The organism is Saccharopolyspora gregorii (genome assembly GCF_024734405.1).
Lineage (GTDB): Bacteria > Actinomycetota > Actinomycetes > Mycobacteriales > Pseudonocardiaceae > Saccharopolyspora_C > Saccharopolyspora_C gregorii.
Genome location: NZ_CP059556.1, coordinates 1,915,424 through 1,932,485 on the forward strand (window position 1 = coordinate 1,915,424; position 17,062 = coordinate 1,932,485).

Annotated in this window: 15 protein-coding genes; 7 read left to right on the forward strand and 8 right to left on the reverse strand. The window is 72.5% G+C overall.

The window, feature by feature from the left end; all coding sequences use genetic code 11:
* Positions 1–214: 214 nt before the first annotated feature.
* Genes H1226_RS08145 through H1226_RS08155 form a run of 3 tightly spaced genes read right to left on the reverse strand, consistent with a single transcriptional unit; the run spans position 215 to position 3,404 of the window.
* Positions 215–991: an NAD-dependent epimerase/dehydratase family protein gene (locus tag H1226_RS08145; RefSeq protein WP_258348170.1), complete on the reverse strand. Its 777-nt coding sequence runs from the start codon at positions 989–991 to the stop codon at positions 215–217.
* Positions 991–1,974: a Gfo/Idh/MocA family protein gene (locus H1226_RS08150; RefSeq protein WP_258348171.1), complete on the reverse strand. Its 984-nt coding sequence runs from the start codon at positions 1,972–1,974 to the stop codon at positions 991–993. Before H1226_RS08150 ends, H1226_RS08145 begins: the two co-directional genes overlap by 1 nt.
* Complete coding sequence (locus tag H1226_RS08155; RefSeq protein ID WP_258348172.1) at positions 1,971–3,404, reverse strand: NDP-hexose 2,3-dehydratase family protein; 1,434 nt, start codon at positions 3,402–3,404, stop codon at positions 1,971–1,973. Before H1226_RS08155 ends, H1226_RS08150 begins: the two co-directional genes overlap by 4 nt.
* Before the next feature lie 192 nt (positions 3,405–3,596).
* Between H1226_RS08155 and H1226_RS08160 the strand changes: the two genes are divergently transcribed.
* Positions 3,597–4,010, forward strand: a complete 414-nt coding sequence (locus tag H1226_RS08160; RefSeq protein ID WP_258348173.1) for a CBS domain-containing protein — start codon at positions 3,597–3,599, stop codon at positions 4,008–4,010.
* A gap of 231 nt (positions 4,011–4,241) precedes the next feature.
* On the opposite strand, the gene H1226_RS08165 is transcribed toward H1226_RS08160, so the two are convergent.
* On the reverse strand, positions 4,242–4,568 hold the full coding sequence (locus H1226_RS08165) for a putative quinol monooxygenase (protein ID WP_224963079.1): 327 nt from the start codon (positions 4,566–4,568) through the stop codon (positions 4,242–4,244).
* 179 nt (positions 4,569–4,747) lie between these two features.
* On the opposite strand from H1226_RS08165, the gene H1226_RS08170 reads away from it, so the two are divergent.
* A complete protein-coding gene (locus H1226_RS08170; RefSeq protein WP_224978057.1) occupies positions 4,748–5,968 on the forward strand; it encodes a helix-turn-helix domain-containing protein in 1,221 nt (406 codons plus the stop codon).
* A gap of 56 nt (positions 5,969–6,024) precedes the next feature.
* On the opposite strand, the gene H1226_RS08175 is transcribed toward H1226_RS08170, so the two are convergent.
* Together H1226_RS08175 and H1226_RS08180 are read right to left on the reverse strand one after the other, a co-directional pair.
* Entirely contained in the window at positions 6,025–7,914 is a 1,890-nt protein-coding gene (locus H1226_RS08175; protein ID WP_258348174.1) for a flavin-containing monooxygenase, read from the reverse strand.
* 129 nt (positions 7,915–8,043) lie between these two features.
* The gene (locus H1226_RS08180) at positions 8,044–9,108 is read right to left on the reverse strand and encodes a quercetin 2,3-dioxygenase (RefSeq protein WP_258348177.1); all 1,065 of its coding nucleotides are present in this window, start codon (positions 9,106–9,108) and stop codon (positions 8,044–8,046) included.
* Positions 9,109–9,365: 257 nt separating this feature from the next.
* Between H1226_RS08180 and H1226_RS08185 the strand changes: the two genes are divergently transcribed.
* Positions 9,366–9,968 carry a TetR/AcrR family transcriptional regulator gene (locus H1226_RS08185; protein WP_258348179.1) on the forward strand — a complete coding sequence of 201 codons (603 nt, stop codon included), beginning with the start codon at positions 9,366–9,368 and terminating at the stop codon, positions 9,966–9,968.
* A gap of 21 nt (positions 9,969–9,989) precedes the next feature.
* Here H1226_RS08185 and H1226_RS08190 read toward each other — a convergent pair whose 3' ends face one another.
* Entirely contained in the window at positions 9,990–10,574 is a 585-nt protein-coding gene (locus H1226_RS08190; protein ID WP_258348181.1) for a TetR/AcrR family transcriptional regulator, read from the reverse strand.
* Positions 10,575–10,707: 133 nt separating this feature from the next.
* Here H1226_RS08190 and H1226_RS08195 point away from each other — a divergent pair, with 133 nt between their 5' ends.
* Positions 10,708–11,730 (forward strand): NAD(P)-dependent alcohol dehydrogenase, encoded by a 1,023-nt coding sequence (locus H1226_RS08195; protein ID WP_258349371.1) that lies wholly within the window; start codon positions 10,708–10,710, stop codon positions 11,728–11,730.
* A gap of 349 nt (positions 11,731–12,079) precedes the next feature.
* Positions 12,080–12,877: an ion transporter gene (locus H1226_RS08200; RefSeq protein ID WP_258348182.1), complete on the forward strand. Its 798-nt coding sequence runs from the start codon at positions 12,080–12,082 to the stop codon at positions 12,875–12,877.
* Positions 12,878–12,959: 82 nt separating this feature from the next.
* Here H1226_RS08200 and htpG read toward each other — a convergent pair whose 3' ends face one another.
* The gene (gene htpG / locus H1226_RS08205; RefSeq protein WP_258348183.1) at positions 12,960–14,855 is read right to left on the reverse strand and encodes a molecular chaperone HtpG; all 1,896 of its coding nucleotides are present in this window, start codon (positions 14,853–14,855) and stop codon (positions 12,960–12,962) included.
* A 169-nt stretch (positions 14,856–15,024) separates the two neighbouring features.
* Between htpG and H1226_RS08210 the strand changes: the two genes are divergently transcribed.
* Together H1226_RS08210 and H1226_RS08215 are read left to right on the forward strand one after the other, a co-directional pair.
* Positions 15,025–15,666 (forward strand): TetR/AcrR family transcriptional regulator, encoded by a 642-nt coding sequence (locus tag H1226_RS08210; protein ID WP_224962987.1) that lies wholly within the window; start codon positions 15,025–15,027, stop codon positions 15,664–15,666.
* Between the two features lie 130 nt (positions 15,667–15,796).
* On the forward strand, positions 15,797–17,005 hold the full coding sequence (locus H1226_RS08215) for a cytochrome P450 (protein WP_258348184.1): 1,209 nt from the start codon (positions 15,797–15,799) through the stop codon (positions 17,003–17,005).
* The last annotated feature ends 57 nt before the right edge of the window (positions 17,006–17,062 follow it).

The window sequence follows — 17,062 nt, forward strand, 5'->3', positions numbered from 1 at the left end:
TCCGCCCCTTCGGGGGGACCTCAGCGCTTTCCTCGCCGCGGGATCGAGTGCACCGGTGGCTCCGCCACAGGCGACAACGCCGTCCTCGCGGGGAAATCGCTGAGAAACCGCGGGCGTGCGTGGTCTCCGCTCAGCGGCGTCGCCGCCGACCGGAAGAGGGCACGGCCTCGCCGCGCGGTTTCCTGCGTCACGAGTTCCGCCGGATCGGCGGCGATCAACCGGAGTGAAAGTCCACTGTGGACGTCAGTAGGTAGGAGTGCAGGTACCGGTCCAGGAGGTCGTCCAGGTAGCCGGGGCCGAAGTCGTGCTCGGCGAACGCGGGCACCAGCCGGTGCAGCTTCGCCAGGTCCACCCGGGTCAGCTGCGGTGGGCGCGACAGCGCCCGCACCTCGGGGTCGGCGTCCAGCCGCCGCCGCAGCGCCGCCACCACGGCCGGCACCGGGATCGGCACCCCGGAGGCCACGTTCACCACCTCGTCGCGCACGCCCGCCGCGCACAGCGCGTCGAGCACCGGCGGCACGTGCCGCACGTCCAGCAGGTCGCGGTGCGCCTCGGGGTGCACCGTCACCACCCCGTCCAGCACGCCGCGCACCAGCGACGGCAGCAGCTGCGCGGGCTGCTGCCCGTCCCCGACCAGGTGGGTCAGCCGCAGCACCAGGAACCGCGCGCCGGAGAGCTCGCACACCCGCTCCAGCGCCAGCTTGTGCCTGCCGTAGGCGTTCAGCGGGAACACCGGGCCGTCCTCGCGCCCCGGCGTCCCGTCGGCGCCGTAGATCGCCGCCGAGGACGTGGACAGGAACACCGCGGTCCGCCCGTCCGCCCGGCAGCGCCGCAGCACCTCGCCGACCAGCGCCGCCTCCCGGTCGAACTCGGCGGTGTCCGCGGCGGCCGTGGTGGACACCCCGGCGGCGATCAGCACCACCTCCGGGTGCGCCGCGCCGAGCCGCGCGGTGCAGTGCCGGGCGAGGAAACCGCTGCCGACGACCTCCATCAGGCGGGCACCCGCACCGCGGCGGCCCGCACCTGCTCCACCAGCCGCGCGGTCTCCTCGGCCGCGTCCAGCCACGCCGGTTCGTCCGGCGCGCGGTCCAGCACGGCGCGGGCGAACGCGGCGATCGAGTCGCGGAACTGGTGGGCGGGGACGAGCACGAACTCCTCGGCGTGGTCCTGCTCGTCGACGCGCAGCAGCGGCGGGTGCTCGGCGGGCGGGGTGAACGCGCGGTCCAGCCCCAGCGCGCCCGTCGCGCCCCACAGCCCGTAGCGGGACCGGTAACCGTGCTGGAAGCCGAACTCCAGGTCGGCGAACACGCCGTCCGGCGACACGAGCAGCGCGTGCCCGGCCAGGTCCACACCGCGCCGCTCGTCCATCCGCAGCACCGCGCCGGACAGCGCCAGGCCCGGACCGAGCAGCAGCTGCGCCGCCCGGATCGGGTAGACCCCGACGTCGAGCAGGGCACCGCCGCCGAGCGCCGCGTCGTAGCGGATGTCGGAGTCCGGCAGCGGCGGGATCCCGAAGGTCGCGGTGAACGTGCGCAGCGCCCCGATCCGCCCGTCCGCGACGAGATCGGCGACGGTCCGGTGCTGCGGGTGGTGCAGGAACGCGAAGTTCTCCCGCAGCACCAGGTTCCGCTCCCGCGCCAGCGCGGTCAGCTCCCGGGTGCGGTCGGCGCGGTCGGTGAGCGGTTTCTCGCACAGCACGTGCTTCCCGGCGCGCAGCGCCCGCAGCGCCCACTCGTGGTGCAGCGCGGTCGGCAGCGACAGGTAGACGGCATCGACCTCGGGATCGTCCAGCAGCGCCGCGTAGCCGGTGGTGGCGGTGCCGCCGAAGCGGTCCGCGAACTCGGCCGCCTTCGCCGCGTCCCTGCTGGCGACCGCGGTGATCTCCAGCTCGGGGATCTCGGCGGCGGCGGGCAGCGTGCGGCGCCGCGCGATCGCCGAGCAGCCCAGCACGCCGAGCCGCACCCGCCGGCTCACCGCAGGCCCCGCAGGCAGGCGATGAGGCTGCGGGCCTGCACGTTCACGTAGTGGCTGTGCTCCAGCAGCCCGGTCAGCTGGCGCAGCGCCAGCCACCGGAAGTCCGGCAGGTCCGAGTCGGGGAAGTCCGCGTCCACCTCGATGATCTGGTACCGGTTGCGGGCCTGGTAGAACCGGCCGCCCTCCTCGGACAGCTCGGTGTCGAACAGCACCTGCTCGGGCCGCCTGCTCAGCACCACGTCCAGGTGCGGCGGCCGGTAGTCGACGCCGAGACCGGCGTAGTTCTCGGGGGTGCACTGCACGGTCGGCGCCAGCTCCACCACGTCCAGGTAGCCGGGTTCGACGCGGGCGTTCAGCAGCGCGTGCAGCACCCCGTCGACCCGCTTCACCAGCAGCGCCACCACTCCGGTGCCGTGCGGGTGCAGCAGCGGCTGGGTCCAGCCGCCGACCTCGCGGCTGTTGCTGCGCACGTCCACGGCCAGCACGGTGAAGAAGGTGCCGAGCTCGTGCCGGATCTCCGCGTCGGTGCGCCGCCAGCCGCGCACCGCGTGCAGCGGGATCAGCGAGGCCCGGACCTGGTGCTCGGCCTGCCGGGAGGTGATCCAGCTGCGCACCTCGGCGGTGGTGTGCAAGGTGCCCGAGCGCGGATCCCGGGACCGCGCCAGCGCGCCCGCCAGGTCCGAACCGTCCACTTCGGACCCCTCGAACCCGCCGGGGAGGCAGGACAGCACGGTGCGGGCGTCCATGTTCACCAGGTCGTCCACCGCCAGCAGCCGGTGCAGCTGGCCGATCGTCACCCAGCGGAAGTCCTCGTGCTCCGCGACCGGTTCGCGCACCTCCACCAGCATGTTCCGGTTGCGCTTGCGGAAGAACCACGAGCCCTGCTCGGACTGCAGCACGTCGCTGAGCACCTGCTGACCCGCGGCGTCGCGGAAGTGCTCCAGGTACGGCACCGCGCCGCCCTCGTGCACCCGCGTGTAGTTGCTGCGGGTGGCCTGCACGGTGGGGGACAGCTGCACCCCGTTCACGTTGCCGGGTTCGGTCTTCGCCTGCATCAGGCAGTGCAGCACCCCGTCGATCTCGCGCAGCAGGATGCCGAGGATGCCGATCTCCGGCTGGTTGATGATCGGCTGCGTCCAGGAGCGCACCGGGCCGTGGTCGCTGGACACGCGCAGCCCCTGCACGCTGAAGAACTTGCCGCTGGTGTGCCCGAGGTCGCCGGTGGCGTCGTCGAAGCGCCACTTGTCCAGCTCCGCGAACGGGATCCGCCGCACGTCGTGCAGCTGCGCGGCGCCGCGCTCCCGCACCCAGGCCAACAGCTCCTCGGTGGAGTGCAGCGCGTCCCGCTCGGCGCGCGCCGAGCGCGCCAACCGGTGCGGCAGGGTCGTGTCCGGCTTGCGCAGCAAGCCCGTTCCGGCGGAGGGCGCCATCGGGATCTCCTCACGGCGGTGCTGCCGGCGATCCGCTGGCGCGGCAGGCCGGGTCGCGACCATTCCTACCCGGGAAAGATTAGGAGAAACCCCAAGCCCGGCCGGCGGTTCCACGATCGGATGATTGCGCGCGGAGCTCGCCGGGTAGCCGGGGGCTGATCGCGATTTCCGAACGGGAGGAGGCGCAGCACCATGACGACCGCACGGGAGATGATGACCGCGGGCGCCGAATGCGTGAACACCGATCAGACCGCCGCGGACGCGGCGCGCAAGATGACCGACCTCGGCGTCGGGGCGCTGCCCATCTGCGGGCCGGACGAGAAGATCAAGGGAGTGATCACCGACCGGGACCTGGTCGTCAAGGTGGTCGGCAAGGGCCGCGACGCCGGGACCTTCCCCGCCGGGGACCTGAACCAGGCCGAGGCGATCACCGCGGGCGCCGACGACTCCGCGGAGGAGGTGCTCGCGACCATGAAGGACCACCAGGTGCGCCGGGTGCCGGTGATCGACGGGCAGCGGCTCGTCGGCATGGTGTCGCTCGGCGACGTCGCCAAGGCGCTGCCGCACCACGAGGTCGGAGACCTGGTGGACACCCTGTCCACCTGACCAGGTGTCTCGGAACCCGCGTGGCCGGTCCGGTCCGTCGTCCTGTCAGCGGCGAAGCCGCTGAGCTGACGACCATGCGGGCAACCCGCACCGCCGCGGGTTCTCAGCGGTTCCCCCGCGAGGACAGCGATTGCGCATGTGGCGGAGCCACCTGCGCAATCGATCCCGCAGCGGGGGAACCGCTGAGGTTCCGCCACCCGAGCACTACGCAGCGGGAGAAGACGCAGCCTTTCAGTTCTTCGGGGCGAGTTCGCCCATCTTGGACCATCCGTCGCCGGGGACCTCGACGTTGATGATGTCCGGGGTCGCGGAGATGGCCTCGGACATGCGTTCCAGCGCGGCCTGGAAGTGCGCGGACTGCACGTGCTCGACGCCGGCCTCCTGCGAGGCGAAGCCTTCGGTGAGCACGAACTCGTTCGGGTCGTCGACGCTGCGGGCCCAGTCGAAGAACAGGTTGCCCGGCTCGTTCCGGGTCGCCCGGGTGAACTCGTCGACCAGCGAGAGCCACTGGTCGGCGTGGTCGGGCCGCACGTGGAACTTGACGACGATGAAGATCACTGGCTCGGCTCCCTGCGGGTTCGGTGGAGACGCGCCGGATTCGGCGCGGCCGAATCGTGGCCCGCGCGCACCGCGCCCGCCAACCCTCGTTGTCACATGCTGATAAGCCGTCGCGGTCTTCCGTCCCCCGGGTGCGGCGTGGTTATGGTGTGGGCCACACCCGGCGGCGGGAGGTGGCGGTGGACGACGCGCGATCGGTGCGCGAACGGGCCCGGACGCTCGCGCAGGTGCACGACGCCCTGTTCTCCGGAGGGCGCGCCCCGGCGCAGCCGCGTGCGCTGGTGGCCCGCTCGTGGCGGCGTGCCCGCGCCCAGGGCGTGGACCCGGACCTGCTGTTCCCGCCCGATCCGGCGGACGCGGCCGAGGTGCAGCGCCGCCGCGAGCGCAGCGGGCTGCGGCCGGTGCTGCCGGAGCTGCGGGCCGCGCTCACCGCGGTCGCCGAGGACTCCCGGCACGTGATGGTGGTGACCGACGCCGACGGCGTGGTGCTGTGGCGCGAGGGCGCGAACCTGGTCCGGCACCGCGCCGACCGGATCGGCTTCGCCGAAGGCGCGCGCTGGTCGGAGGACGTGGTCGGCGGCAACGCGATCGGCACCGCGCTCGCCGAGGGCGCTGCGGTGCAGATGTTCGCCGCGGAGCACTTCCTGCGCGCCCACCACGTGTGGACCTGCACCGCCGCCCCGCTGCACGACCCGCGCACCGGGGACCTGCTCGGCATCGTGGACGTCAGCGGCCCGGTGGAGACCGTGCACCCGTTGACGGTGGCGCTGGTCGGCACCGCGGTGAAGGTCGCGGAAGCGGGTCTGCGCCGGGAGCACGCGCGCGGGCTCGACTCGCTGCGGCAGGTGGCCGGGCCGCTGCTGGCCGGTCTGCGCGGGCCGGGCCTGGTGGTGGACGAGCACGGCTGGGTCGCCGCGGCCACCGGCATGGCCGGGCCGGACCGGGTGGGGGCGCCGCGGTCCGGGGTACCGGTCGCGGTGCACGGCGTCGGCCACTGCCTGCCGGAACCGGTGCCGGGCGGCTGGCTGCTGCGCCCGGAACCCGCGCCGCGGATGCGGCTCGCGCTGGACCTCGGTTCGTCCCCGCCGCGCGCTGTTGTGGAGGGCACCGGCAGCTGGGTGCACCCGCTGCCGGTGCGGCACGCGGAGCTGCTGGTGCTGCTGGCGCACGCGGGACCGGCGGGGCTCTCGGCCGCGCAGCTGTCCGAGGCGCTCTACGGCGACCGCACCCACCTGGTGACCGTGCGCGCGGAGGTGTCCCGGCTGCGCAAGTCCCTCGGCGGCCTCGTGCTGGCCCGCCCGTACCGGATCGCCCCCGGCGTGGAGGTCGCGCCGCCGGACCGCACCGGGCCGCTGCTGTCCCGCTCCACCGCGCCGGGGGTCCGCCGCCTCGCCCGGTGATCCCGGGCGGGGGCCGCTCCCGCGCCCGGTCGTGCGAGCGCGGGAGCGGCCCGGACTCACCTGGTGTGGTGCACCTCCTGCAGCCCGTAGACGGGAGTGGGGATCCCCTCGGCCCGCGCCTTGAGCTGCAACGCCAGGTACAGCGAGTAGTGCCGGGACTGGTGCAGGTTGCCGCCGTGGAACCACAGCGCCTCCTGCTGCGTGGGTTTCCACATGTTGCGCTGCTCGCCCTCCCACGGACCCGGGTCCTTGGTGGTGCCGGAACCGAGGCCCCACACCTTGCCGACCTTGTCCGCGACCTCCTGGCTGATCAGGTCCGCGGCCCACCCGTTCATCGAGCCGTACCCGGTGGCGTAGACGACGAGGTCCGCGGGTAGCTCGGTGCCGTCGGCGAGCAGCACCGCGTCCTCGGTGAGCTCCGCGACCTGCCCGTGCGCGAGCGCCACCCGCCCGTCGGCGACGAGTTCGGCCGCGCCGACGTCGATGTAGTAGCCGGACCCGCGCCGCAGGTACTTCATGAACAGCCCGGAATCGTCGTCGCCGAAGTCGTGCCGGAACCCGGCGGCCTCCAGCCGCGCGTAGAAGTCGGCGTCGCGTTCCCGCATCGCGTCGCACGCGGGCCGCTGGAACCGGTCCATGATCCGGTACGGCTGGGAGGCGAACACCAGGTCGGCCTGCTGGGTGGTGATGCCCGCTTCGACCGCTTCCTCGGAGTAGAGCGGCGCCAGCGACAGCTCCATCAGCGAATCCGACTTGGAGATGTGCGTGGAGGAGCGCTGCACCATCGTCACGTCGGCGCCGACCTCCCACAGCGCCCCGCAGATGTCGAACGCCGAGTTGTTGGAACCGATCACCACGGCCCGCTTCCCCCGGTACGCATCCGGCCCGGGGTGCCGCGAGCTGTGGTGCTGCTCGCCGCGGAACCGGTCCTGGCCGGGGAATTCGGGCACGTTCGGCTTGCCGGACACGCCGGTGGCGAGCACCAGCTGCCGCGGGCGCAGCTCGATCCGCTCGCCGTCGCGGTCCACCAGCACCGTCCACTCCCCGGTGCGCTCGTCGTAGGAGGCGGAGCGGCAGGTCGACGAAGACCAGTAGTTGATCTCCATGACCTTGGTGTACATCTCCAGCCAGTCCGCGATCTTGTCCTTGGGCGCGAACACCGGCCAGTTCCGCGGAAAGTCCAGGTACGGCAGGTGGTCGTACCAGACCGGGTCGTGCAGGCACAGCGACTTGTACCGGCCGCGCCACTGGTCGCCGGGACGGGCGTGCGCGTCGAGCACCACGTGCGGCACCCCGAGCTGGCGCAGCCGCGCGCCCAGCGCGATGCCGCCCTGCCCGCCGCCGACCACCACCACGTACGGCTGGCGGGTGCGGCCGAGCTCGGCGGCCTCGGCGTCCCTGGCCTCCTGCCAGGTGGTCCGGTCCGGATCGACGCCGTGCTCGGCGCCCTTCGGGCGGCGGTGCCCGCTCGGCTCCTCGTGGCCGGTCAGCTCGTGCAGCGTCGTCAGCAGCGTCCACGCGCCCTCGTCGACGAGCCGCAGGTGCCCTTTCCCGCGCCCCGCGGCCGTCTCGAACCCGAGCCACGCCTCGACCACACCGTCGGCCTCGGTCGGTTCCGCGGTGAGGTGGAAGCCGCGGGCGTCGGTGGTCTCGGCGGTGGCGCGCACCAGGTCGGCGACGCCGTCCCGGTCCTCCACGGTCTTGAGGTTCCAGGTGAACGCGACCAGGTCGCGCCAGAACGAGGTGGTGGCGAACAGCCCGGCGGCGCGGTCCGCGTCGCGGGCCGCCAGCGCCGCCTCGAACTCGGCGAGCCAGTCCTCGGCGCGGGCGCGGGCGGCGGACCTCTCCGCCGGTGGCCGCGTCTCCCACCGCGCCTGGTCCGGCCGCGCCGGCCGGGTTTCCGAAGCAGTGCGGGTCGTCTGGTTCTCACCGAGCGTCTGGGACATGGGCGGACCTCCCGGAGCAGCGCGCGCCGTCGCCGGTGACGGCGCGTCCGGAACTCAGCGAACCCGACCGCCACCGCGCCCGGAAGGGTTGCGACCCCGTTGCACCCCGCGGTTCCCCCGGATGCGGGATCAGCCGCCGATCGTCCTCCCGCGTGCCGGCGGCGGTCCGACGACCACGAGGTCGAGGTCGGTCGCGGCCAGCCGCGCCGGGTCCACCGCGAGGTCCGCCGGGAGCTCCGGGTGCACGTGCAGCTCGGTGGGGCGGCCGGTGAGGTCGAAGAACGGTTCGAACACGTCGGGGGTGAGGATGCCGAGCATCCGGGTGTTGTGCGCTTCGAACGCGAAGGTGTGGATGGTGCCCGCCGGGGCGTGCACGAAGTCCCCTTCGGTCAGCAGCACCTCCCGGCCGTTGACGTGCAGCCGGACGCGTCCCGACACGCACAGGAAGTTCTCGGTGTGCAGCCGGTGGAAGTGCCGGACGAAGTACTCCGACCGGGATCCGAGGGTGTCGATGGCGAAGTACCGGCCGCCGGTGTTCGCGCCGCGCGTCAGGTAGGTGTTCAGGCTCTCCCCGGTCTCCCGGCGGTCGCCCTCGCCGAGCCGCAGGAAGTACGGCCGCACGCCCTGCGGCAGCTCCGCGTCCCACTCGTCCAGCGCGTCCGTCCGCGCCGCGTCCGGGAAGGTGATGCCGAGCGGCGCGCCCGCCTCGGCCCGCTGCGGCGCCGAGGTGGTGGCCTCGGCGCGGCCGGAGTGCACGTGCCGCCGCACCGGGGTGCCGAGCCGTTCCACGAGCTCCAGCGAACCGCCCGGCGCCGCCCAGGTGAGCAGCCGGGTCACGTGCGCCAGCATCCGGAGCGCCAGCGGTGTCCCCGGCGGCACGTGCAGCGAGTCGCCGCGGGTGAGCACGCGGCTGCGCTCGCCCAGCCACACCTGCACGCTGCCGTCGAACACGTAGAACGAGCGCTGCTCGACGGCGTGGGCGTGCCACGGCACCTCCGCGCCGCGCCCGCCGCTGACGTAGGCGGCGTCGAACAGGCCGCCGGTGTCGGCGGCGCGGGCGATGACGGTCCACAGCACGCCGTCCAGCTCGTAGCGCCGCCCCTCCCCGCTCGCGAGGTAGTAGGGGACGGGTTCGCCGGGCAGCCGGTCGACGACCGGTGCGAGGTCGTGGACCGCTTCGACGTCGTGGGTCATGGTCGTCCTCCGGGGAGCAGTGGCGGGCGAGGGGAACGCCCGTGGGACGGGCGGAGGCGCCACCGGGCGCGGAACCGGGGGTGCGGCGTCCTCCGGTGCGTTCCGGTGGTGCGGCGACCAGTGTCCCGGCGATCGCGGGTGGCGACGAACGGCCGCGGAACAGGTCGGCACCCCGGTGTTCCGCTTCGCAGCTCGCGGCGGGGGAGACCGTCGCGCCCGGGGCGGGCGGGGCCGGGTGCCGGTGGGAGCATGGCCCGGTGCGGGACGTCGTTCGCGGGCCGGGCCGGGTGGAGGCCGCGTTGCGGGACGCGCTGATCGAACTCGGCGCCGAATCCGACGTCGACCGGATCACCGTCGCCGCGCTGGCGCGTCGCGCCCGGGTCGGGCGCACCACGTTCTACCGGCACCACGCGGATCTCGGCGCCTACGTGGCGTCGCTGCGCGAGCGGGTGCTCGACGAGCTGTGCGCCGCTTTCCGCGCGGCGCAACGGGAAGCGGGCCGGGACGCCGGGCTGTACCCGGTGCTCACGTTGCGGATCGGGGCGCTCCTCGCGGTCGTCGAGGAGCACGCGGAGCTGCTGCCGCTGCTGTGCCGCGGCGCCGCGGGCACCGGTTTCCGGCGCCGCTGCCGCCGGTCGCTGCGCGGCCTGCTCGCCGACGACTTCGCGGTGCTGGGGGCGCGGGTCGACGCCGCGTACTGCCCGCCGGAGTACCTGCTCGCGTTCCTCTCGCACGCGTTCGTCGGCACCGTCGCCACCTGGTTGCGGAACGGGCGGCCGGAGCCGGTCGAGGAGCTGACGTTCTACCTGACCGCGCTGATGAGCGGCAGCACCGCGGAGTTCCTGGAGCCGCGGGGCTGACCGGACCACGGCGGTTCCGGGTCAGGAGTGCCGGGCACCGAGGATGGTGGTCATGGCGGCCTCCGCGGACTTCGCCCGCACCTCGGCCGGGTCGTAGCCCTGCAGGGACAGCACGCCGTCCAGGTAGAAGGTGGCGTAGCCGTGGGCCTGGGTCAGCAGCTGCTCCATCAGCAGCAGCGCGTCCTGCGCGGACGGGGCGGCTGCGAAGCACAGCGCCAGGTACTCGTCGATGAGCTCGCGGGCGGCCCGGCGCAGCTCCGGGAACCGGTCCCCGCTCAGCTCTGCCGCGAACACCACGTGCAGCCCGGCCCGGTGCCGGATCGAGTACCCGGTGTAGGCGGCGGCCGCTTCCGCCAGCCGCCGGTCCGGGTCCTCGTGCGCCGCCGTCGCGGCGACGACCTCAGCGCGCAGCTCGCCGGCCACGGCGAGCGCGACCTCGGCCTGCAGCGCGGCGCGGTCGGGGAAGTGCCGGTAGGGGGCGGCGGAGCTCACCCCGCAGCGGCGGGCGACCTCGGCTACCGAGAACGCGCCGCGTTCCGCGAGGAGTTCGCGAGCGGCGTCGACCAGGGCGGCCCGCAACTCGCCGTGGTGGTAGGCGCGCGGCATAAGGCAGCTCACAACGATGTCGGTTGCGTGCAATGTAAGTAGCCTCTTACTTTAGGGGAACGCATGCGCATACCGCAATGCGGATGATCACCGAACCCTGGAACAGGAGGCCGCAGTGGCTCCCACACCCGCCATGGCCGCACCGAGCGCCGGCGCACCCCTGGAACGCACCGTGATCGACCGCCGCGACCTGCGCCCGGACGACGTCCTCATCGACATCGCCTACGCGGGCATCTGCCACAGCGACCTGCACCAGGCCGCCGAGGAGTGGGGCAGCGCGATCTTCCCGATGGTCCCCGGCCACGAGATCGCGGGCACCGTCGCCGCCGTCGGCTCCGACGTCACCGCGCACCGGGTCGGCGACCGGGTCGGCGTCGGCTGCATGGTCGACTCCTGCGGCGAGTGCGAACCCTGCCGAGCGGGCACCGAGCAGTTCTGCGTGCGCGGCAACGTGCAGACCTACAACGGCGTCGGCTTCGACGGCGAGAACACCTACGGCGGCTACAGCAAGCAGGTCGTGGTCAAGGACTCCTTCGTCTGCCGGATCCCCGAGGGCATCGGGCTCGACGTCGCGGCTCCGCTGCTGTGCGCCGGCATCACCACCTATTCGCCGCTGAACCAGTGGCACGCCGGCCCCGGCAAGAAGGTCGCCGTCGTCGGTCTCGGCGGGCTCGGGCACATGGGCGTCAAGATCGCGGCCGCGATGGGCGCCGAGGTGACGGTGCTCAGCCAGAGCCTCAAGAAGAAGGAGGACGGGCTGCGGCTCGGCGCGTCCGACTACCACGCCACCTCGGACGAGGCGACCTTCGACGTCCTCAAGGGACGGTTCGACCTCATCCTCAACACCGTCTCCGCCGAGATCCCGGTCGACGCCTACCTGTCGCTGCTGCGCCCGGGTGGCGCGATGGTCAACGTCGGCGCGCCCGGAACCCCGCTGTCCTACAACGCCTTCTCGCTGATCGCGGGGAACAAGTCGCTGGCCGGATCGATGATCGGCGGCATCCCGGAGACCCAGGAGATGCTGGACTTCTGCGCCGAGCACGGCATCGGCGCCGAGGTCGAGGTCATCGCCGCGGACCAGGTGAACGAGGCGTACGAGCGGGTGCGGGCCAGCGATGTCCGATACCGCTTCGTCATCGACACGGCGACGCTCTGACTGAGCTGCACTCCGAACTCTTGTTGCGTAGCACTGGGGTGGCGGAACCTCAGCTGCCTTCTCGCTGCGGGATCTTTTTCCCGAGTGGCTCCGCCACGAGGGAAAAAGCTGTCCTCGCGAGAAGGCGGCTGAGAACCCGCGGGTGGTCCGGTAGATCGGGTGGTCGTCAGCTCATCGGCTTCGCCGCTGACAGGAAACGGACGAAGATTCGTCGGGTAGCCGGCCCCCGCTCCCGCTGCCGGGAGTGGGGGCCGTGTCACGTTGAGTGATCCCCCGGGCGGGGGCCGTGCGCGGCGGGCACTAAGTTGATCACCGTCCGAAATGGAGTCAGCCCGGCGGGAGTACCAGCATGAGCGTGCGCGAGCGCGTCGAGAACGTCGTCGAAGCGCCCCGGTTCCACGCGTTCATCATCGGCGTGATCGTGGTCAACGCGATCACGCTCGGCCTGGAGACGGTGCCGCACCTGCTGGACCGCTACGGCGCCCCGCTGCACGTCGTCGACCGCACCGCGATGGCCATCTTCGTCGTCGAGCTCCTCGCCCGGCTCTACGTGCACCGCGCCCGGTTCTTCCGCGACCCGTGGAACTGCTTCGACCTGGTGATCGTCGGGGTGGCGCTGGCACCGGCGACCGGGCCGTTCGACGTGCTGCGGGCGCTGCGGGTGCTGCGGGCGCTCCGGCTGATCTCGGTGGTGCCGACGATGCGCCGCGTGGTGTCCGCGCTGCTGGCGGCGCTGCCCGGCATGGCCTCGATCGCGGCGCTGCTCGCGCTGATCCTCTACGTCTCCTCGGTGCTGGCCACCACGCTGTACCGCGACGTCGCCCCCGAGTACTTCGGCGACCTGGGCTCCTCGCTGTTCACCCTGTTCCAGGTGATGACCGGGGAGGCCTGGTCCGACGTGGCCCGCGAAGTGATGGCGGAACGACCCATCGCGTGGATCTTCTTCGTCGCCTACATCGCCGTCACCACGTTCACCGTGCTCAACCTGTTCATCGCCGTCGCCGTCAGCGCGATGGAGACCCAGGTGGGCCAGGAGGACCGGGAGCGCGCCGCGGACGAGAGCGCCACTATGGCGGCGCTGCTGGCGGAAGTCCAGGCGCTGCGCGGAGAAGTGCGCGAACTCCGCGACGAGTCCGCGAAGGTCTGACCGCCGCCCGCCCGGGGTGGACGGCCCGCTCGCCCGGTCCGCCGGGTCGAAGGGGCCGCCCACCTCACGGGCGGGCCGGTGCTCAGAGGGTGGTCGCCAGGCGGTTCGCGAGCAGCGAGGTGAACTTCGCCGGGTCGCGGAGCTCACCGCCCTCGGCGAGCAGCGCCATCCCGTACAGCAGCTGCGCCGTCTCGGCCAGGTCGGCCCGCTCGCCGTCCGCGGTGTGCGCGGAGCGCAGCCCGGTCACCAGCGGGTGCGTCGGGTTGATCTCCAGGATGCGCTTCACCCGCGGCACCTGCTGGCCCATCGCCCGGTACATCTTCTCCAGCGTCGGCGTCATGTCGTGGTTGTCGCCGACGATGCACGCGGGGGAGCTGCTGAGCCGCGAGGACAGCCGCACCTCCTTCACGTCGTCGGACAGCGCCTCGCCCAGCCAGGACAGGACCCCGGCGAACTCCTCCTGCTGCTGGGAGTCCTCCTCGGTCTTCTCGTCGAGGTCGACCTCCCCCTTGGTGATGGACTGGAAGCGCTTGCCGTCGAACTCCGGCACCGACTCGACCCACATCTCGTCGATCGGGTCGCTCAGCAGCAGCACCTCGACGCCCTTGTCCCGGAACGCCTCGATGTGCGGCGAGTTCTCGATCTTGGTGCGGGAGTTGCCGGTGATGTAGTAGATGACGTCCTGGTCCGCCGGCATCCGCTCCACGTACTGGCGCAGCGTCGTCCGGTCGCTCTCGTGGTGCGTCGACTCGAACGAGGAGATGTCCAGCACCAGCTCCGCGTTGTCCGGGTCGCCGACGATGCCCTCCTTGACGGCCTGCCCGAAGTTGTCCCAGAACGTGGTGTAGCGCTCGGCGTCGTTCGCCTGGATCTCCTGCACCGTGGTGAGGACCTTCTTCACCAGACGGCGGCGCACCATCTGGATCCGGCGGTCCTGCTGCAGGATCTCGCGGGACACGTTCAGCGACAGGTCCTGCGCGTCCACGACGCCCTTGACGAACCGCAGGTACTCCGGCATCAGCTCTTCGCAGTCGTCCATGATGAACACGCGCTTGACGTAGAGCTGGGTGCCGCGCTTCTGGTCCCGGGAGAACAGGTCGAACGGCGCGGTCGAGGGGATGAACAGCAGCGCCTGGTACTCGAAGGTGCCCTCGGCCCGCAGGTGGATCGTCTCCAGCGGGTTGTTCCAGTCGTGGCTGATGTGCTTGTAGAACTCGTCGTACTCGGCCTGCTCGACCTCGCCCTTGGGGCGGGCCCAGAGCGCCTTCATCGAGTTGATCGTCTCGACCTCGGTGGTGGATTCCCCTTCGGCGCCGGGCTTGTCCACCTCCATCCGGATCGGCCACGCGATGAAGTCGGAGTGCTTCTTGATGATCCGCGTGAGGGTCCGGGTGTCGGCGTAGTCGAGCAGCCGGTCCTCCTGGTCCTCCGCCTTGAGGTGCAGCGTGACCGCGGTGCCCTGCGGGGCCTCGTCGACGGTCTCGATGGTGTAGGTGCCCTCGCCGCTGGACTCCCAGCGAGTCGCCGCGTCCTCGCCGGCCTTGCGGGTCAGCAGCACGACCTTGTCGGCGACCATGAAGCTGGAGTAGAAGCCGAGGCCGAACTGGCCGATCAGCTCCTGCGCGGCGGCGCCGTCGGAGGTGTCCTTGAGCTCCTGCAGCAGTTCCGCGGTGCCCGACTTCGCGATGGTGCCGATCAGGTCGCGCACCTCGTCCTTGGACATCCCGATGCCGTTGTCGCGGATCGTCAGCGTCCGCTGCTCGCGGTCCGGTTCCACCGAGATGTGCAGGTCGTCGGTGTCGACCTGCAGGTCCTTGTCCTGGTACGAGGCCAACCGCAGCTTGTCCAGCGCGTCGGAGGCGTTGGAGATGAGCTCCCGCAGGAACGTGTCCTTGTTCGAGTAGATGGCGTGCACCATCAGCTGCAGCAGTTTCTGCGCCTCGGCCTGGAATTCGGCCGTTTCCACCTGCGTGCTCACGTGAGTTCCTTCCTGGCCGCGTGTCGCGTCCGGCCGTCGAACGAGTGGTACGGGGGTCCGGCCTGCGCGGCCGGTTCGCTGGTCGTGAGGTTACCGGGCCGGTGATCGCGCCGTGCACGTGTTCGCCCTCGTCCCGGCTGGTGCGGGGCGGTCCGGCATGCTGTTGGCCATGTCCGGATCCGCGAACCCGCAGCGGCGCGCGTTGCGCTCCGACGCCCAGCGCAACCACCGGCGGATCCTGGCGGCCGCACGGGCGGAGCTCGCCGAGCGCGGCCCGGCGATCCGGCTGGAGGACGTGGCCCGGCGCGCCGAGGTGGGGCTCGCCACGCTGTACCGCCGGTTCGCGGGCCGGCGGGAGCTGGTGGCGGCCGTGTTCGACCAGTACTTCACCGAGGAGGTCGAACCGCTGCTCGCCGAGGCCGCGGCCGAACCCGACGCGTGGCTCGGCCTGCGCCGGGGCCTGGAGGAGAGCCTGGAAACGGTGGTGCGCAACGGGGCGCTGCTGAACGCGGTGCACGAAACCGGCGTGACGATGTCCGACGTGCTGCCGAGGTTCCTGGCGACGATGGGGGAGGTGCTGCGGCGCGCTCAGCGCGACGGGCGCGTGCGCGCGGAACTGGGGGAGCGCGACCTCACCGCCGTGGTGGTGATGGTGCTGGCGACCGCGACGACCGGGGTGGCGGAGCGCGCCACCGGCGAATCGTGCGGCTGGCGGCGCTACCTGGCGCTGCTGCTCGACGGCAGCCGGCCGGGGGGAGCGGAACTGCCGTGCCCGCCGGGGGAAGCGCCGTCCGCGGACGCCGGCTGCTGATCCCGCCCCGCCGGCCGGGTCCGGCCGGCCCGGCGATGCGCTCTCAGGAAGTTCACAGGTGGATTAAGTGAGAGTCGACTCTCGGTTAGGTAGCGTGGGTCGGGTTCCCCTTCCGACACCAGGAGCGCCCATGTCCTCTGCGACGGACAGCCCGGCCACCACTCCCGCCCTGCCCCTGCACATGCGGCGCAACGGGTTCGACCCGGTTCCCGACCTCGCCGCGGCCCGCGAGAACGACGGCGTCACCCAGGTCGCCACCCCGTTCGGCGCCCGCGCCTGGCTGGTCACCCGGCACGCGGACGTCCGCGCGCTGCTCGGCGATGCGGAGACCTTCAGCAACGGCTGGCAGCGGCCGAACAGCGACTTGTCCCCGGAGGAGGCGGCGGAGCTGCGCCGCGGCAACCTGCTGGGCTACGACCCGCCGGAGCACACCCGGCTGCGCAAGATGCTCACCCCCGAGTTCACGGTGCGGCGGATGCGGCGGCTCGAACCGCGCATCGTGGAGATCGTCGACCAGCACCTGGACGCGATGCGCCGGGCCGGTGCCCCGCGCGACCTGGTCACCGACTTCGCGCTGCCGGTGCCCTCGCTGGTGATCTGCGAACTGCTGGGCGTGCCCTACGCGGACCGCGACGAGTTCCAGACCCGCACCGGCACGATCCTGGACACCTCGCTGCCCGAGGACGTGCGGCGGCAGGCCAGCCTCGCGCAGCGGGCGTACATGCGCGAACTCGTCGAACGCGCGCAGGCCGATCCGGGCGAGGACATGCTCGGCATGCTGGTGCGCGAGCACGGCCACGAGCTGGAGACCCCGGACCTGACCGGCATCGCGAGCCTGCTGCTGCTCGCCGGGCACGAGACGACCTCCAACATGCTGGGCCTCGGCACCCTCGCGCTGCTGCGCCACCCCGACCAGCTGGCGCTGGTGCGCGACGACCCGGAGCGGGTGGCGCCCGCGGTGGAGGAGCTGATGCGCTGGCTGAGCATCGTGCACTCCGGCACGCCGCGGGTGACCACCACCGAGGTGGAGATCGCCGGCCAGGTGATCCCCGCTGGGGAGATGGTCGTGTTCGCGCTGCCCGCGGCGAACCGGGATCCGGAACTGGTCGACGATCCCGACGCGCTCGACATCACCCGCAAACCGACGAACCACATCGGCTTCGGCCACGGCATCCACCACTGCCTCGGCGCGCCGCTGGCCCGGATGGAGATGCGCATCGCGTTCCCCGCGCTGCTGCGGGCGTTCCCGGAGCTGCGCACCGCCGTCCCCGACGACGAGATCGAGTTCCGCTCGTACCACTTCGTCTACGGCTTGAAGTCGCTGCCTGTCGCCTGGTAGCCGGGCGTTCGGGGTGTCCGACCGGTGCTCGCCGCGAGTCGGGGAGAGGGGCGAGCA

Bases quoted from the DNA above. Each gene is read 5' to 3' on its own strand.
- H1226_RS08215 (WP_258348184.1), top strand. From the start codon at position 15,797: ATGTCCTCTGCGACGGACAGCCCGGCCACCACTCCCGCCCTGCCCCTG.
- H1226_RS08175 (WP_258348174.1), bottom strand. From the start codon at position 7,914: ATGTCCCAGACGCTCGGTGAGAACCAGACGACCCGCACTGCTTCGGAA.
- H1226_RS08195 (WP_258349371.1), top strand. From the start codon at position 10,708: ATGGCCGCACCGAGCGCCGGCGCACCCCTGGAACGCACCGTGATCGAC.
- H1226_RS08145 (WP_258348170.1), bottom strand. From the start codon at position 991: ATGGAGGTCGTCGGCAGCGGTTTCCTCGCCCGGCACTGCACCGCGCGG.
- H1226_RS08190 (WP_258348181.1), bottom strand. From the start codon at position 10,574: ATGCCGCGCGCCTACCACCACGGCGAGTTGCGGGCCGCCCTGGTCGAC.
- H1226_RS08160 (WP_258348173.1), top strand. From the start codon at position 3,597: ATGACGACCGCACGGGAGATGATGACCGCGGGCGCCGAATGCGTGAAC.
- H1226_RS08155 (WP_258348172.1), bottom strand. From the start codon at position 3,404: ATGGCGCCCTCCGCCGGAACGGGCTTGCTGCGCAAGCCGGACACGACC.
- H1226_RS08180 (WP_258348177.1), bottom strand. From the start codon at position 9,108: ATGACCCACGACGTCGAAGCGGTCCACGACCTCGCACCGGTCGTCGAC.
- H1226_RS08200 (WP_258348182.1), top strand. From the start codon at position 12,080: ATGAGCGTGCGCGAGCGCGTCGAGAACGTCGTCGAAGCGCCCCGGTTC.
- H1226_RS08210 (WP_224962987.1), top strand. From the start codon at position 15,025: ATGTCCGGATCCGCGAACCCGCAGCGGCGCGCGTTGCGCTCCGACGCC.